The organism is Acinetobacter sp. 22301, from assembly GCF_052045285.1.
In the GTDB taxonomy this organism is placed as follows: Bacteria; Pseudomonadota; Gammaproteobacteria; order Pseudomonadales; family Moraxellaceae; genus Acinetobacter; species Acinetobacter pittii.
The window spans coordinates 38074-53072 of record NZ_JBQEOR010000007.1; the positions used below are offsets into that span (position 1 = coordinate 38074).

19 protein-coding genes are annotated in these 14999 nt (G+C 37.7%); 11 read left to right on the plus strand and 8 right to left on the minus strand.

What is annotated here, in order from left to right; translation table 11 throughout:
• Positions 1–9 precede the first annotated feature (9 nt).
• From ACTJJH_RS11915 to ACTJJH_RS11925, 3 genes are read right to left on the minus strand one after another with little or no spacing between them, the layout of a single operon-like run.
• Positions 10–465 carry a SixA phosphatase family protein gene (locus ACTJJH_RS11915; protein WP_440601165.1) on the minus strand — a complete coding sequence of 152 codons (456 nt, stop codon included), beginning with the start codon at positions 463–465 and terminating at the stop codon, positions 10–12.
• A 56-nt stretch (positions 466–521) separates the two neighbouring features.
• Positions 522–1595 carry an NAD(P)H-dependent glycerol-3-phosphate dehydrogenase gene (locus ACTJJH_RS11920; RefSeq protein WP_086265861.1) on the minus strand — a complete coding sequence of 358 codons (1074 nt, stop codon included), beginning with the start codon at positions 1593–1595 and terminating at the stop codon, positions 522–524.
• A 34-nt stretch (positions 1596–1629) separates the two neighbouring features.
• On the minus strand, positions 1630–2205 hold the full coding sequence (locus ACTJJH_RS11925; protein WP_005073504.1) for a nitroreductase family protein: 576 nt from the start codon (positions 2203–2205) through the stop codon (positions 1630–1632).
• Positions 2206–2409: 204 nt separating this feature from the next.
• Here ACTJJH_RS11925 and ACTJJH_RS11930 point away from each other — a divergent pair, with 204 nt between their 5' ends.
• Positions 2410–2790: a hypothetical protein gene (locus ACTJJH_RS11930; RefSeq protein ID WP_005073503.1), complete on the plus strand. Its 381-nt coding sequence runs from the start codon at positions 2410–2412 to the stop codon at positions 2788–2790.
• 37 nt (positions 2791–2827) lie between these two features.
• Here the strand turns inward: ACTJJH_RS11930 and rhlB are convergent, their stop codons facing one another.
• On the minus strand, positions 2828–3979 hold the full coding sequence (gene rhlB / locus ACTJJH_RS11935; RefSeq protein WP_440601166.1) for an ATP-dependent RNA helicase RhlB: 1152 nt from the start codon (positions 3977–3979) through the stop codon (positions 2828–2830).
• A 109-nt stretch (positions 3980–4088) separates the two neighbouring features.
• Complete coding sequence (locus ACTJJH_RS11940) at positions 4089–4301, minus strand: cold-shock protein (RefSeq protein ID WP_000126912.1); 213 nt, start codon at positions 4299–4301, stop codon at positions 4089–4091.
• 372 nt (positions 4302–4673) lie between these two features.
• Here ACTJJH_RS11940 and ACTJJH_RS11945 point away from each other — a divergent pair, with 372 nt between their 5' ends.
• The 5 genes from ACTJJH_RS11945 (at position 4674) to ACTJJH_RS11965 (ending at position 7406) form a co-directional block, all read left to right on the plus strand.
• On the plus strand, positions 4674–4919 hold the full coding sequence (locus ACTJJH_RS11945) for a sulfurtransferase TusA family protein (protein WP_033847590.1): 246 nt from the start codon (positions 4674–4676) through the stop codon (positions 4917–4919).
• 133 nt (positions 4920–5052) lie between these two features.
• Complete coding sequence (gene rpoH, locus ACTJJH_RS11950) at positions 5053–5919, plus strand: RNA polymerase sigma factor RpoH (RefSeq protein ID WP_002115267.1); 867 nt, start codon at positions 5053–5055, stop codon at positions 5917–5919.
• A gap of 111 nt (positions 5920–6030) precedes the next feature.
• Positions 6031–6396, plus strand: a complete 366-nt coding sequence (locus ACTJJH_RS11955; protein ID WP_002115263.1) for a DUF423 domain-containing protein — start codon at positions 6031–6033, stop codon at positions 6394–6396.
• A 13-nt stretch (positions 6397–6409) separates the two neighbouring features.
• Entirely contained in the window at positions 6410–6607 is a 198-nt protein-coding gene (gene thiS, locus ACTJJH_RS11960) for a sulfur carrier protein ThiS (protein WP_002115323.1), read from the plus strand.
• Between the two features lie 13 nt (positions 6608–6620).
• A complete protein-coding gene (locus tag ACTJJH_RS11965) occupies positions 6621–7406 on the plus strand; it encodes a thiazole synthase (protein WP_001154366.1) in 786 nt (261 codons plus the stop codon).
• Between the two features lie 103 nt (positions 7407–7509).
• Here ACTJJH_RS11965 and ACTJJH_RS11970 read toward each other — a convergent pair whose 3' ends face one another.
• Positions 7510–8133, minus strand: a complete 624-nt coding sequence (locus ACTJJH_RS11970; protein ID WP_440601167.1) for an HD domain-containing protein — start codon at positions 8131–8133, stop codon at positions 7510–7512.
• Positions 8134–8152: 19 nt separating this feature from the next.
• The gene (gene yaaA, locus ACTJJH_RS11975; RefSeq protein WP_320123635.1) at positions 8153–8926 is read right to left on the minus strand and encodes a peroxide stress protein YaaA; all 774 of its coding nucleotides are present in this window, start codon (positions 8924–8926) and stop codon (positions 8153–8155) included.
• A gap of 125 nt (positions 8927–9051) precedes the next feature.
• Here yaaA and ACTJJH_RS11980 point away from each other — a divergent pair, with 125 nt between their 5' ends.
• Entirely contained in the window at positions 9052–9684 is a 633-nt protein-coding gene (locus ACTJJH_RS11980) for an alpha/beta hydrolase (protein ID WP_002115250.1), read from the plus strand.
• Between the two features lie 57 nt (positions 9685–9741).
• Here ACTJJH_RS11980 and rtcR read toward each other — a convergent pair whose 3' ends face one another.
• Positions 9742–11343, minus strand: a complete 1602-nt coding sequence (gene rtcR / locus ACTJJH_RS11985) for an RNA repair transcriptional activator RtcR (protein WP_320123634.1) — start codon at positions 11341–11343, stop codon at positions 9742–9744.
• 67 nt (positions 11344–11410) lie between these two features.
• Between rtcR and ACTJJH_RS11990 the strand changes: the two genes are divergently transcribed.
• The 4 genes from ACTJJH_RS11990 to ACTJJH_RS12005 all read left to right on the plus strand — a co-directional run bounded on the left by ACTJJH_RS11990 (position 11411) and on the right by ACTJJH_RS12005 (position 14765).
• Positions 11411–12388: a ribonuclease Z gene (locus tag ACTJJH_RS11990; RefSeq protein ID WP_440601168.1), complete on the plus strand. Its 978-nt coding sequence runs from the start codon at positions 11411–11413 to the stop codon at positions 12386–12388.
• 251 nt (positions 12389–12639) lie between these two features.
• Positions 12640–13908 carry an RtcB family protein gene (locus ACTJJH_RS11995; protein WP_013197242.1) on the plus strand — a complete coding sequence of 423 codons (1269 nt, stop codon included), beginning with the start codon at positions 12640–12642 and terminating at the stop codon, positions 13906–13908.
• Between the two features lie 2 nt (positions 13909–13910).
• Complete coding sequence (locus ACTJJH_RS12000; RefSeq protein WP_320123632.1) at positions 13911–14294, plus strand: DUF7684 family protein; 384 nt, start codon at positions 13911–13913, stop codon at positions 14292–14294.
• A gap of 12 nt (positions 14295–14306) precedes the next feature.
• Positions 14307–14765 carry a DIP1984 family protein gene (locus tag ACTJJH_RS12005; RefSeq protein ID WP_005073494.1) on the plus strand — a complete coding sequence of 153 codons (459 nt, stop codon included), beginning with the start codon at positions 14307–14309 and terminating at the stop codon, positions 14763–14765.
• The last annotated feature ends 234 nt before the right edge of the window (positions 14766–14999 follow it).

Consider the following 14999-nt stretch of genomic DNA (forward strand, 5'->3'; position numbering starts at 1 on the left):
CCTTTTTAATTATATTGTGGGTATAAAACTATTTTTTTGTGTTGATAAACCAGTTGCAATCACAGCCTGAACATAAATTCGAGCTTCAGCCAGTGCAAATGGATTAAAGTTTTCATGAGTCAGCAATTCAGCAATATGCCCTACTACATTCATATGACACACGACCACAATTGACTCATAAGGAATCTGAGACAACCACTCAACTGCCTCTTTGGCGTTATCATCTGGTTTAATTTTATCGCATAACAACACAGGCACATCTTTAAAGTACGCTTGAATATGTACCAATGTCTCTTGAGCACGTAACAAAGGACTAACTACAAAAATATCAGGCTTAACAATATCTTTTAAAAATGTTGCTGTCTGTTCTGCTTGAGCATGTCCACGAGCAGTAAGAGGGCGTTTAGTGTCGTTACCATTTACAGGTGGAGCGGCTTCCCCATGGCGAACCAATGTCAGTTGCATAAATTTTCCTTGTTAATAATTCCTGCATTATAACCACAATTTATGACATTTCTTCTTCAGACTTCGTGATGAGGTAAAACAAATTCAACATCACTACGGTGTCCGTTTTTCATAAGAGATAATGCAATATTTAAAGGAGGCGCCCCTTCAAAAATAACTTCATATAAAGCATTAGTAATAGGCATATAAACATCTAATTCTTCTGCTTTACCACGCACCTGAACAATTGTATTGATGCCTTCTGCTGTCTGCCCCAACTCTTTACTTGCCTGATCCAGCGTTTTACCGGAACCCAAAGCATAACCAATTTGATAATTACGGCTTAAAGGGCTGTTACAAGTCGCGAATAAATCACCAACACCTGACAATCCCAAGAATGTAAGCGGATTTGCGCCTTGTTTTACTGCAAAGCGGCTCATCTCGGCCAAAGCACGGGTTAAAATCATACTCTTGGTGTTTTCACCAATTTTGTAAGCGGCGCCAATTCCCATTGCAACCGCATAAATATTTTTAAGTGCTCCACCTAATTCCACTCCGTGTACATCATCACTACCAAAAACACGGAATAAAGCACTATGCAGAGCATGTTGCACAGCATAACGAACTAACTCAGAATCACTGGCAATAACGGTGCCAGACGGCATACCCGCCATAATTTCTTTTGCAAGGTTTGGACCTGAAAGTACACCATAAGGAACTTCAGGTAATTCTTCACGAATGATATCGCTCATGAAGCTGAAAGTTTTAGCTTCAACACCTTTGGTCAAAGACACAACCGCTTGTGCAGTAATATAAGGAGCGATTTGTTTTAAGACATCACGGAATGAGTGACTCGGAATTGCGACCAAAATAATATCTCGATCACACACGGCTTGCTCAAGATCAGACACAGCGCGTAATGATGACTCTAAAATAAAATCTGGCAAATAACGTTTATTAATGTGGGTTTTATTAATTTCCGCAGCTGTTTCGGCATCACGAATCCAGATCATGGTATCGCAACCATTACGTGCAGCTAAATTTGCCATAGCCGTTCCAAAGCTTCCTCCCCCTAGAACGGTAATACGTAAAGCGGTTTTTTTATCAACCGCAACTGGTTCTACCAAATCTGTAAACTTAAATTCAGCCATCTTTTATTATCCTATTTCTTACTTCTACAGACGTTTAAGCCTGCCAAACTTTTACGAATTCTTTACTTTCAATATCTGCACGCGGTGCAATTACTTTAGCTGCTGTGCCGACGTAAATAATACCTGAAATTAAATCACGAGGTTGCAGACCTAAATGCTGCTTTAACCAATTTGATTCGACAACTGCACCACTACGCCACATGGTCGAAAAACCTTGAGCTTGTAGAGATAATAAAAGATTTTGTACTGCGGCACCCGTACTTAAGATTTGTTCGAAATGCGGTACTTTCGGATGATCTTGTAGTTGTGTAAGCGCCAAAATGAGTAATGGTGCGCGAAAAGGATGTTGTTTAACACGTTCGAGTTGAGCGGGATCAGTTTCACCTAAATCTGCTAGAGCCTTTGCTAAAACTTCACCAAAAGCACCACGTTGTTCGCCTGAAACAACCACAAAACGCGTTGGCTTAAGTCTATGATGATCTGGAGCAGTCAAAGCTGCTTGGAAAGCTAACTCTAATTGCTCTGTACTTGGAGCTGGCTCAACTAATTGGCCAATAGACTGACGCTGATGAATATTTTGGTGAATTATTTGTATTGCTGATTCCGTCATTAATATTGATCTAACTCAAAAATTCAAAATAGATTAGCATAATCTACCGTTAATCCACCATTGAATCTAGCTTATAAAATTAGCGAACTCTCACTTTGACATTTTTTAATACAAAACATCAAAACTCATACAACGTCTTCAAAATCAACTAGAAAACTTATGTTCAAATAGCTATGTCTTTTAGCGATTAACTTTAGGTGCATTATGAAAAAAATAATTTTAGCGAGCGCAATGAGCGGTGTTGTTTTATTACTTGGTGCTTGCGCAACTACTCCTAAAAATACTTTAGCAGTTCAAAAAGAAAATAATCAGTTTGAAGTTACAGGTATTGGCAAAACCAATTTAATTGCGAAAAATAATGCAATTACTGCAGCTCAAAAAACTTGCTCAAAAAACACTACACCAGTCGTTGTAGATGAAAAAACAACATATAACGGTGTATTAAAAGATGTTGTAAGTGAAAAAACTGGTCAAATGGTTGAAGCAGCAGCAGGGGTTATTGGTACATTAACTGGTAAAAATGCATCTTTAGCAAAAGATGATGACTACCAAACAACGCTTACTTTCTATTGTAAAATTAATTAATCAAAAAAAATCCCAATCATTTGATTGGGATTTTTTATTAGCAATAACCATCTAATCTGGTCAGTGGTAATTTTTTACCAATTGCTTTTTCAATTTCGGGTAAATAAAAGGCGTCATCTTCTGAAAGAAAACTAATACTTACACCTTGTGACCCAGCGCGACCTGTACGACCAATACGGTGTACATAGTCATCAGATTGTTCAGGCAATGTAAAGTTGATGACATGCGACACGCCATCAACATGAATACCACGACCAGCAACATCCGTCGCGATCATAATATTATGTTTACCTTGCTTAAATTGCTCTAACATTTTTAAACGTTTATCTTGAGCAATCTCACCAGAAAGCATACCAACTCTATATCCATCTTTCTTTAAATGATCATAAAGACGGCGGACTTGGTCACGTCGATTAGCAAAAATCATGACCTTATCGATTGGCTCTTCACGCAAGATATCTTGTAGTAAACGATATTTGTCTTGTTTAGCTACAACATAAACACGTTGTTCTACATCGTTATTGGTCTTTTGTTCAGGCTCAATTTCAACAGTTACAGGTTCAAATAACCATTGTCTTGCCAAATTCAAGACGTCATAACTAAACGTCGCTGAGAACATGAGTGTTTGACGTTGTTCCTTGCGTGGTGAATAACGAACAATACGTTTTACGGAAGGAATAAAGCCCATGTCTAATAAACGGTCAGCTTCATCAATAACTAAAAATTCAATTTGATCGAGCCAGACTTCTTTTTGTTCTACAAAATCGATTAATCGCCCAGGTGTGGCTACCATGATATCGACAAAATTAGCATCAAGTTGCTTCTTCTGCTTATCGAAATCAACACCACCCAACAGAGTCACTAAATGTAAATTAGAGAATTTTGTGAGAAATTTCGCATCACTTTCAATTTGCAATGCCAACTCACGAGTAGGCGCCAAGATTAAAGCACGAGGCTCGCCACGGAAGCGTTGCTCTTGAACCGGATTATTGAGTAAATCATTAATTACACTAATCAGAAAGGCAGCTGTCTTACCTGTTCCTGTTTGTGCTCGCCCAATTGCATCATGCCCGGCTAATGTATATTTTAAAACCTTTTGCTGAATTGGGGTCATTTTAGTAAACCCTAAAGCATCAATCGCCTTTTTAAGTTGCGGATGTAAATTCAAGGTTTCAAAACCAGATGTCATAAATACGCGCTCTAACAAACAATCTCTCGAATGAGAAGATCATTATAAACAAAAACGCCCCAATTCAAAAATTGGAGCGTCCATCATTCATCAAAAAGATGAATTAGTCTTAGTCTAAAGGCTGAACGTTTTCAGCTTGAAAACCTTTTTGACCTTGTACAACGCTAAACTCTACGCGTTGACCATCACGTAGAGAACGGTGACCGTCACCTACGATTGCACGGAAGTGAACGAATACATCGTCGCCGCCGTTACGTTGAATAAAACCAAAGCCTTTAGTGTCATTAAACCACTTTACTACGCCTTGTTCACGAGCTGTCATAAGTCAATCCTCAGATGTTGAAAAAAGGACCTTCCGGTGTTGCAAACAGCAGAGCAAACAAGGTTTTAAAATATTTATAATCTTAAAGCTTGTAATCATTCTGTAAAACTATCAACAATTTCCGGTTACATCCATTTGTTATAGGGTTATTAAATCAATTTGATTGTGTGGTAAATCCTAAAACGGTTCGAGCTTAACACGGGTTTATGACAATTAATAGAATTTTTTTCAAATATTTCCCCTATTTTTAGTTCTTTTTTTAAACAGCTTATTACAATATTTTTTATAGAAATTCCTGCATCTTCTTTCATAAAATATGCTGTATTTATTAAAAATTTGTTAGAATATTTTTTTCAGTTGTTTTGATGATGAATGAGCAATACTTCTTCTAATACAGCACCCATTGAAATTAATGCTCTTGGACAACCCTGCCCAATGCCATTGTTAATGCTAAAACGTGAACTTAAAAAAGCGTCAGGCAAACAACAATTTTTATTAAAATCTTCAGATCCTCATAGTGAAATTGATGTAACTCGTTACTGTGGTTTACATCATTTTATGTGTCAAACTACACACATATCGGAAAGAGAATTTCACTATTTAATTGAAACTCAATAATTCTTTGCTAAACTAAAAGATTAGAAATTGCATAAAATTTTACATTTCTCTACCCAATTTTCCTTAATTATGAAGCTGATTCAAATTAAGATGAATTTATTGGTTATCCCATTCGATCCTATAAGGAGAACTCATGAGTGACAGCAGCAATCAATTGATGCCCCTGTCATTGTCTGCGCCCGGTGTAAACCTTGGTGCATATATCAGTACTGTCAATCAGATTCCTATTTTAACGGCCGAGCAAGAAAAAGAACTTGCTGAACGTTATTATTATGACCAAGATCTTGATGCCGCAAAAATGCTGGTAATGTCGCATTTACGTTTTGTCGTTCATATTGCGCGCAGCTATGCAGGTTATGGCCTACCACAAGGCGACCTTATTCAAGAAGGTAATTTAGGCTTAATGAAAGCCGTGAAACGTTTCGACCCAAATATGGGTGTGCGTTTAGTATCTTTTGCCGTCCATTGGATTAAGGCAGAAATTCATGAATACGTTATCCGCAACTGGCGTATCGTCAAGATTGCAACGACAAAAGCTCAGCGTAAATTATTTTTCAATTTACGTAGTTTAAAAAAATCGAGTAAAAAATTAACGCTCGAAGAAGCTCAATCGATTGCTAATGACTTAAATGTAACTCCAGAACAAGTTCTGGAAATGGAAGGTCGTTTAACTGCTTATGATGCTGCTTTTGAAGCACAAGGCGATGACGACGATGATACTCCACACACAGCGCCTGCGTTGTATCTTGAAGATAACCGCTACGACCCTGCCCGTTTAGTCGAGAACGAAGACTGGGAAGAGCAAAGTACTTCAGCCTTGCATGATGCAATGGACCAGTTAGATGACCGTTCGCGTAATATTTTACAACGCCGCTGGTTAGATGATGACAAGTCTACTCTTCACGAGTTAGCAGCTGAATATAATGTTTCGGCAGAACGTATTCGTCAGCTTGAAAAGAATGCGATGGAAAAAATCAAAACTGCCATGTCAGCAAGCTAAAATAAATGAAAAAAATAAAAGGGCGAATCGCCCTTTTGTTTTATCTGGCTATGTTTAGCCAACCCAATCTATGTTAACGTTGCCTTTCATTATTCAGTTGCGTTTTTTGTTATGTGGATCGCCATTTCAGCCCTTAATCTTGCTTTTGCAGTCATGTTGGGTGCTTTTGGAGCACATGGTCTTAAAGCTCACGCGGGTCCTGAGCAACTTGCTTGGTGGCAGACTGCAACCGACTACTTTTTTTATCATGCGCTTGGCCTATTAGCTCTTGGTATTTTAAGTAAGGTTCTTCCTCATTTCCCAATCAAGTTATCTTTCTTGCTTATCCAAATTGGTATTCTATTTTTTTGTGGTTCGCTTTACATCATGGCGCTAGGTTTACCACGAATATTAGGCGCAATTACGCCAATCGGTGGAGCCTTAATGATTGCGGGATGGCTAGTCTTGGCTTGGAATGCTTTCAAATACGCAAAATAATCGGAATGTGATCATGCAAATTTATTTAAATGGCGAATTAACGGACACGCCTAGCCAAAACCTGTTGCAACTCATTCAGGAGTTGGCACTTGAAGGAAAACGTTTTGCTGTTGAGCACAATCAGCAAATCGTTTCTAAAAGCAAATTAGAGCAAATTTCTATTGCTCAACATGACCGTATCGAAATTATTCACGCTGTTGGCGGCGGCTAAGTCGGAGTTATCCATGCAAGACACCCCTCTCATTATTGGTTCACGTTCTTTTCAATCTCGCTTATTGGTCGGAACTGGCAAATATAAAGACTTAAATGAAACGGATTTAGCTATTCAAGCCAGTGGTGCAGAAATCGTAACTGTCGCAATCCGCCGTGTGAATATTGGACAAAATCCAGATCAACCGAATTTACTGTCTGTCATTCCACCAGAAAAATATACAATTTTGCCAAATACCGCAGGTTGTTTTGATGCTGATAGCGCAGTACGTACCTGCATGTTAGCGCGTGAGTTACTTGATGGTCATAACCTAGTAAAACTTGAAGTATTGGGTGATGAAAAAACCTTATATCCAAATGTAACCGAGACTTTAAAAGCCGCGCGCACTTTGATTGATGACGGTTTTGAGATTATGGTCTATACCTCTGACGACCCAATCATTGCTCAAGAACTTGAAAGTATGGGCTGTGTTGCGATTATGCCTTTAGGTAGTCTAATTGGTTCAGGTTTAGGTATTTTAAACCCACACACCATTTCAATTATTAAAGAAAATGCGAAAGTACCAGTTTTAGTTGACGCAGGTGTTGGCACAGCAAGTGATGCTGCTATTGCAATGGAACTCGGTTGTGATGGTGTATTGATGAATACAGCTATTGCAGCTGCGCAAAATCCTATTTTGATGGCTTCTGCAATGAAAAAAGCTGTTGAAGCTGGTCGTGAAGCATTTTTAGCTGGACGTATGCCACGTAAACGCATGGCAAATGCAAGCTCACCAGAAACTGGTTATTTCTTTAAGTAATTTATTTCCAAGGAATCACTGCTTTTTTCCAGTGATTCCTTTCTCCTAACGTATAACCATTTTACCTTTTAAAAATATATCGCTTTATTCTAATATACTTAGGCTATTCCAATATTCGTCTTAAATTATCCTTGGCGTTTAACTCAAAATTCTTTTGGAAATATACAGTTTGATAAAGTGGCTCAGACTGATAAAAATGTATTAAAACTTGTTTTCTCTTAATTGAATATACTTCTGGATCAACCCAAGAATACTCCTGCTGAATTTGCTGTTCATACTGGATAAAACGTTCAGGTGTTGCTGCCAAAATAGCTAAATCAATATCCAATAAAAATTGCAAATCTGTTTCATCGGTTAATGCATGCTTTTGAGTCGCAAGTATCCAACGCTTTATTTTCTCTAGAGTATCGGATGATAAATCTTGCGCCATCGCTTGTTCAAATAACTGAGCACTTTTAAGCTCATTATCTGGTGCTTGAGGATCATAGATAACATCATGAAACCAGAGAGCCAATGCAACTGCATACGGATCATTTAATTCGTATTGGATCGCCTCCATTAAACTCAAACATTCATATAAATGTTGGACGGTATGGTAGGCTCGCTGCTTTTCACTATAAGCCGCAATAAGTTCATCATAGATTTTCTGCGGTTCAGAAAAATCATAATGCTGATGCAGCTCAAACCAAACATGTTTTAGTTTTGATAAATAAAGCTGCATCATCATCTATTAACCACGCTTAAGATTATTGCTCATCACGTTTAAACACCAACTCTTTTGCCGATGAGTTATCAGCATCAAAGTAATAACCCTCGGTATTAAACGCTTTGATGTCTTCAGCTTTATTTAATTGGTTTTCAACAATAAAACGAGCCATTAAACCGCGTGCTTTTTTCGCATAGAAACTAATGACTTTATATTTGCCATTTTTCTGGTCAAGAAAAACAGGCTTCACAATTTCAGCCTTAATTTTCTTTTCATTGACAGACTTGTAATATTCATCTGAAGCTAGATTTACCAGCAATTCAGATTTAATTGCTGCCAAGTCTTCATTAATTTGGTTAGTGATGATATCACCCCAGAATTCATACAAATTATGACCGCGAGTATTTTTTAATTTAGTACCCATCTCTAAACGATAAGGCATCATTAAATCTAAAGGACGCAATAAACCATATAGACCAGAGAGCATACGCAAATGCTGCTGTGCAAAATTAATATCTTTGTCTTTCAAATGATAAGCATCTAAACCGGTGTAAACATCCCCTTTAAATGCATAAATTGCTTGGCGAGCATTTGAGAAATTAAATTCGGGATTCCAGTCTCTAAATCGATCTGCATTTAGTGTGGCAATTTTTTCACTTACACTCATTAAACTCGCAATTTCCGAAGCAGAAAGTTTGCGGCAAACATCAATTAATTGTGCTGAGTTTTCTAACAAGCGAGGCTGAGTAAACTCATCTGTAGGTAACGCTGTTTCATAATCTAAAGTTTTTGCAGGAGAAATTAAAGCAAGCATAGACAACCTGAAAAAATTATTCTTAATACCAACTATAACAGTAGATATTTTTTAATGCTAACTCGTGTTTTCAATGACGACTATCGGTAAAATAGCACTACGTATTGTTATTTAGCGGTTCTTATATGTCTGAGCAAACTTTCATCCAGGGTCCAGTAGGTAAAATTGAACTTTTCGTTGACCGCCCTGAAGGTGAAATCAAAGGCTTTGCGGTTGTTTGCCATCCGCACCCATTGCAAGGTGGAACCCCTCAGCATAAAGTCCCTGCCCTTTTAACCCAAATTTTTAATGAATATGGTTGTATTGTTTACCGTCCTAGTTTCCGTGGTTTAGGCGGCAGTGAAGGCATTCATGATGAAGGCCATGGTGAAACTGAAGATATCTTAGCTGTAATTGAGCACGTTCGTAAGCTTCATGAAGGCCTACCCTTTTATGCAGGCGGTTTTAGCTTTGGCTCACATGTTTTAGCAAAATGCTTTGCACAGCTTGAACCTGAATTACGACCTGTACAGTTAATTTTATGTGGTTTACCAACAGCTACTGTAGTAGGTTTACGCCACTATAAAACTCCTGAAATTCAAGGTGATATTCTACTCATTCATGGTGAGCAAGATGATATTACTTTACTTTCAGATGCAATTGAGTGGGCAAAACCACAAAAACATCCAATCACAATTTTACCGGGTGCTAACCACTTCTTTACAGGCTATTTAAAGCAGCTTCGCCAAATCATTACACGTTTTATTATCATGAAATAAACGGTAACTTGATGGGCATAACTTGAGAGTATGCCCATCATTTTATAAGCCGTGTCATTATTGAAAATTATTCCAACTTAACCCAAAACGGGCTAAATATTTTTTCACTCGGTCACTATCATTTGTTGTATTACGTTGTTGTCGAGATACTGAAAAGAGTTGTCTTCCCGCCTCTGCCATGGATTTTGAATTTTCGCAGATTTTGAGCACACCTCGTAATTGAATCTGATCAAATTCATCTATTTGTTCTAGCTGCTCAGGACTTAAATAGTTCAACAAAATATCTGTATTTTTATCATTGTAAGATTCATCCTGAATAAGCCAAAGCTGCTTTAGACGTTGAATTTCTTTTTCTACAGCTTCACGGCGAATTAACTCACCTTGCGATAAAGTTGCCAAACGAGTTACGCTCGCTGCTAAATCTCTAAAATTTCCTTGCCATGATGCATCTACTGATTTAGCAAACTTTAAATATGTTTCTAAAGCATCACGTTGAAAACGTAATTGTCTTTGATGAATTGCAGCAAAACGCTGTAGCTCAAAATCAATATTGGGTGCAATATCTTCTACACGGTCTTTTAAATTTGGTAAGAAGAACGTCCACGTATTCAAACGAGCCCATAAATCTTCACGAAAACGACCAGCTTGAACCTCATTGCGTAAATCACGGTTAGTACCTGCGATTAGCTGAAAATCAGCCTGAATTTCCTTATCACTTCCAACAGGAAAAAAACTTTTGTCTTCTAGCGCTTTTAGCAGCATAGCTTGTTCATCAAGTCCTAATTCACCAATTTCATCTAAAAATAAAATGCCTTGGTCAGCACTTTTTAATAAACCAGCACGAGAAGCTGCTGCTCCTGTAAATGCACCTTTTATATGACCAAATAAAGTTGACATGGCACTATCACCACGCAAGGTTGCACAGTTAACATCAATAAAACGACCGCTTAATTGAAATTTATCTTTCTTTAACTGAAAAATTTGTTTTGCTAAATGAGACTTACCAACCCCTGTTGCCCCCATAATCAAAATAGGTGCACTAGAGCGGGTTGCAACTAATTCAACTTCCTCAATAAGCTGATTAAACGCTTTATTATGAGTAGAAATATTTGCTTTAAGTTGTTGCCAATTTTGTTTTTGTTCATCATCGAAGCGCTGTTTTAAAACATCGTATCGAGACAGGTCCAGATCAATAATTCTATATTCACCTTTTGGGGTCTTTGGTTGATTAGGTGAGCTTTGGATAAGCTGAGCAGGTAAATAATGTGCATCTACCAATAAATACCAACAAATTTGGGCAACATGTGTTCCCGTTGTGATATGCAATAAATAGTTATTTTTTTCGACATCAAACGGATAGGTTTTTACAAAATCATAAAGTGCACCATAAACTTCAGCAAAATCCCAAGGATCTTTAATACTTACCTTATGTCCAGAAACTTCAGTTTGTGGAGAGATCTCTTTAGCATCTGCTGCTATAGATTTAACTAAATTATGATGTTGTCGATCATGTAACAGCACCAATTCATCTACAAGCAAATCTTCATGCATTAACAGGCTAAGTGTAGGACGCCAACGTTGCCATCGATCCGGCCTTCTCCCCTGATCAAGCGTAGAACCGACAAAGCCAATAACGACTGTTTTCTTTGCATCCGCCATAATTTCTATAAAATTTTATAAGTGTCTATAATATACAATACGCATTTGACCAAAAAATTCCAAGAATATGCTTCATTTTACTTTTTTAGGCACATCTTCAGGTGTACCAACCCTAACACGTAATGTTTCAGGATTAGCAGTTCGCAACAGCAAAAATAAGGACTGGATTTTAATTGATGCTGGCGAAGGTACACAGCACCGCATTCAACAAGCTAAACTTTCACTAAAAAATCTAGTTGCCATTTGTATTACACATGTTCACGGCGATCATTGTTATGGTCTAGTTGGTTTATTGGCAAGTGCAGGCATGAATGCCCGTAGCAAGCCCTTAATCGTGATTGCACCGAAAGAAATTCAGCAATGGTTTGAAATCACTGCCCAGCTTACAGACTTACATTTGCCTTATTCCCTTCAATTTATTGATGTAAATGAAGCAACACAGCCACAACAGATCACTGACGAATTCATTGTTCAAGCACACCCTCTAAGCCATCGTGTTCCAAGTTTTGCTTTTAGCATTTATATCAAATCTATTCAGAAGAAGTTAGATACCCAAGCTCTAACTCAGCTTGGCATACCTCAAGGCGATATGTGGGGCCATTTAAAACGAGGCTACAATATTGAATTTGAGGGACAAACTTTAAAAGCTCAAGACTTTATCAAAATTCAAAATCACCAAGTTCATGCAATTATAGGTGGTGATAATGACCAACCAGAACTATTAGCTGACGCTTGCAAAGATGCCCAACTCCTTATTCACGAATCAACATACTTGCAAACGGTTTTAGATAAAGTCGGCAAAGGTCCAATGCATAGCTCAGCAAAAATGATGGCTGAATTTGCAGAACAGCAATCTTTGAGTAATTTAATTCTGACGCATTTTAGCCCCCGACATCAAGATAAAGCTGGGCAGCAAGCTATAATCGAAGAAGTTCGCCAGTTTTATAAAGGTCATTTTTATTTAGCAAATGATTTTGATGAGTTTACTTTAAATGAAGTTGGACAGCTTTTAAAAGTCGATAAAATTGTAAAATCTATTAATTGAATATATCCAAAAAGATATTTAAATATATTTTTGGATATATTTTTAATATTAAAAACCGCCAATAAAATTCACCCTATATAAAATAAAATTATTTTTATTTATTATTTTCAATAATTTACGCTTAAATTAAATGCTTTTTAAAAAAGTTGGCACACTCATTGTAATAGTACAAAGCACACAACATCATTGGGATCTTGTGAATAACACCTGCCTGCAAACGCTTGGCAGGCAGGCTTTGAAAGGAAAAGAAAATGTCTGTCATTGAAGAAATTAACCAACAAGCTCAATTTGAACAAAAGCAGCAAGAACGTTCTTATCAAGTTCTGCAAAATGAAAAAAGTATGCCAGTCAAAATGTGGACTAAAGGCGTGCTTGTTGATGACAACTCAAAACAACAATTATTGCAAACTGCTCAAATGCCTTTTATTTATAAATGGATGGCTGTCATGCCAGATGTACACTTCGGTTTAGGAGCAACTATTGGTAGCGTGATTCCAACTAAAGGGGCAATTATTCCTGCTGCTGTGGGTGTAGATATTGGTTGTGGAATGATGGCAACCCGTACAAGCTTAACTGCTTCAGATTTACCAGATAATTTACATGCTCTACGTACTGAACTTGAACAATTAATTCCACATGGAATGACTAAGCGCGGACGTGATCGTGGTTCATGGGAAACTCCACCAGAAATGGTAGATCAAGCTTGGGCCGATCTTGTTGCAGATTTTGAATACATTTGTGCAAAACATCCACGCTTAAAAAACACCAATAACCGCAAACATTTGGGAACTTTAGGTACTGGAAACCACTTTGTCGAAATCTGTTTAGATGAGCATGATCATGTTTGGATTATGTTGCACTCAGGTTCTCGTGGTGTAGGAAATGCTATCGGTAATCATTTTATCGAACTTGCACGTAAAGACATGCAGAAGCATTTCATTAACTTACCAAATAAAGATTTAGCATATTTAGTCGAAGGAACTGAACATTTTGATGATTACTGGTTTGCTGTAGGTTGGGCCCAACGCTTTGCGATGAAGAACCGAGAAATCATGATGCAATCTGCAATTAAAGCCTTGGCGACTATTGTACCAAAGCCTTTTCAGGCACGTTTGGAAGCAGTGAACTGTCACCATAACTATGTGGAAAAGGAAGAACACTACGGTGAAGAAGTGATGGTCACCCGTAAAGGTGCAGTACGTGCGCGTCTAGGTGAATATGGAATTATTCCAGGCTCAATGGGAGCGAAGTCGTTTATTGTCCGTGGGCTTGGAAATCAGGAATCTTTCTGTTCATGTTCGCATGGTGCAGGCCGTGTTATGAGCCGTACTGAAGCAAAACGACGTTTTACTGTTGAAGATCAAATTGCACAAACTGAAGGTGTGGAATGCCGTAAAGATGCTGCTGTTATTGATGAAATTCCATCTGCATATAAACCAATTGAAGATGTAATGAAAGCACAAAGCGATTTGGTTGAAGTAGTGTATACCTTACGACAAGTGGTGTGTGTTAAAGGGTGATTATGGAAAAAGATAGTTTAGATATTCGAAGCTATAGAATCAGGTCAAATGAAGAAAAGCATCTGTTTCTGCCTAGATATCCCTATTCCATCATCTTGGTTGTGGAAACCGATCAAATTCTGCCTAAATGGCGTAATTGGATCTGTGAGCAGATTGTCTATTCAAAACACTGTATTCAAGCAATGGTTACAGGATATGAGTGTTCTGTTTGGCATGATGTCCTAGACGAAACATATCTAGTTTTTTATAACTATCAACTACCAGTCGATCATTGCTTTATGACAACTTGGCATGAAGAAGAAACTTTAGAAGACATTACTGAATGTGCAAAAACTACGATGCAATTAGAAGATATTTCGAACTTATTGATTGTACATATTGAATAAAAGGTAAATAAAATGAAACTCGCAGAAGCACTTTTACTTCGAAGCGATCAACAAAAAAAGCTTGCTTCGTTAAAACAACGAATTAATGCCAATGTATTGGTACAAGAAGGTGATGAACCTAGTGAAGATCCAAATGAGCTCATCAAACAAGTATTCGCTTTAACTCAGGAAAGCAATCAATTGATTTGTCGTATTCATTTGACCAATGCACAAGCAAAACTGGAAGATGGCAAAGTATTATTGTCTCTATTAAGCTTGCGCGATAGTTATGCTGAACAGCATAAGATTTTAATCGATGCGATTGCTAATACACATCGAGAACCTGATCGTTATAGCTCACGTGAAATTAAGTGGAAGAAAGTCATTCCTGTTTCTAGCTTACAAAAGCAGGCAGATGATATCAGTGCGAAACTACGTGACTTAAACGTAAAAATTCAGGCTGCTAATTGGCAAATTGATCTTATCGATTAAATAATAGATTTTGTGAAATCATTTTCACAATCAAAGTTTGGACATACTGGGCGAGTACAAGATCCTGCGTTACTCCGATCTGAGGGATTGAAAATAATTCAGGCGGCTATGGCAGCATGTGAGTCGTGCATCGATATTCACTTATGAGACTCAGCACTATGCACCTAGTAAACCTTTGTCGAAAACAAAGTCAAACGTTACTTCGCATTACCATGTACTGACAGTATGTTCATT

Coding starts and splice junctions, on each gene's coding strand:
- ACTJJH_RS11915 (WP_440601165.1), bottom strand. CDS start 465: ATGCAACTGACATTGGTTCGCCATGGGGAAGCCGCTCCACCTGTAAAT.
- ACTJJH_RS11920 (WP_086265861.1), bottom strand. CDS start 1,595: ATGGCTGAATTTAAGTTTACAGATTTGGTAGAACCAGTTGCGGTTGAT.
- ACTJJH_RS11925 (WP_005073504.1), bottom strand. CDS start 2,205: ATGACGGAATCAGCAATACAAATAATTCACCAAAATATTCATCAGCGT.
- ACTJJH_RS11930 (WP_005073503.1), top strand. CDS start 2,410: ATGAAAAAAATAATTTTAGCGAGCGCAATGAGCGGTGTTGTTTTATTA.
- rhlB (WP_440601166.1), bottom strand. CDS start 3,979: ATGACATCTGGTTTTGAAACCTTGAATTTACATCCGCAACTTAAAAAG.
- ACTJJH_RS11940 (WP_000126912.1), bottom strand. CDS start 4,301: ATGACAGCTCGTGAACAAGGCGTAGTAAAGTGGTTTAATGACACTAAA.
- ACTJJH_RS11945 (WP_033847590.1), top strand. CDS start 4,674: ATGAGCAATACTTCTTCTAATACAGCACCCATTGAAATTAATGCTCTT.
- rpoH (WP_002115267.1), top strand. CDS start 5,053: ATGAGTGACAGCAGCAATCAATTGATGCCCCTGTCATTGTCTGCGCCC.
- ACTJJH_RS11955 (WP_002115263.1), top strand. CDS start 6,031: ATGTGGATCGCCATTTCAGCCCTTAATCTTGCTTTTGCAGTCATGTTG.
- thiS (WP_002115323.1), top strand. CDS start 6,410: ATGCAAATTTATTTAAATGGCGAATTAACGGACACGCCTAGCCAAAAC.
- ACTJJH_RS11965 (WP_001154366.1), top strand. CDS start 6,621: ATGCAAGACACCCCTCTCATTATTGGTTCACGTTCTTTTCAATCTCGC.
- ACTJJH_RS11970 (WP_440601167.1), bottom strand. CDS start 8,133: ATGATGATGCAGCTTTATTTATCAAAACTAAAACATGTTTGGTTTGAG.
- yaaA (WP_320123635.1), bottom strand. CDS start 8,926: ATGCTTGCTTTAATTTCTCCTGCAAAAACTTTAGATTATGAAACAGCG.
- ACTJJH_RS11980 (WP_002115250.1), top strand. CDS start 9,052: ATGTCTGAGCAAACTTTCATCCAGGGTCCAGTAGGTAAAATTGAACTT.
- rtcR (WP_320123634.1), bottom strand. CDS start 11,343: ATGGCGGATGCAAAGAAAACAGTCGTTATTGGCTTTGTCGGTTCTACG.
- ACTJJH_RS11990 (WP_440601168.1), top strand. CDS start 11,411: ATGCTTCATTTTACTTTTTTAGGCACATCTTCAGGTGTACCAACCCTA.
- ACTJJH_RS11995 (WP_013197242.1), top strand. CDS start 12,640: ATGTCTGTCATTGAAGAAATTAACCAACAAGCTCAATTTGAACAAAAG.
- ACTJJH_RS12000 (WP_320123632.1), top strand. CDS start 13,911: ATGGAAAAAGATAGTTTAGATATTCGAAGCTATAGAATCAGGTCAAAT.
- ACTJJH_RS12005 (WP_005073494.1), top strand. CDS start 14,307: ATGAAACTCGCAGAAGCACTTTTACTTCGAAGCGATCAACAAAAAAAG.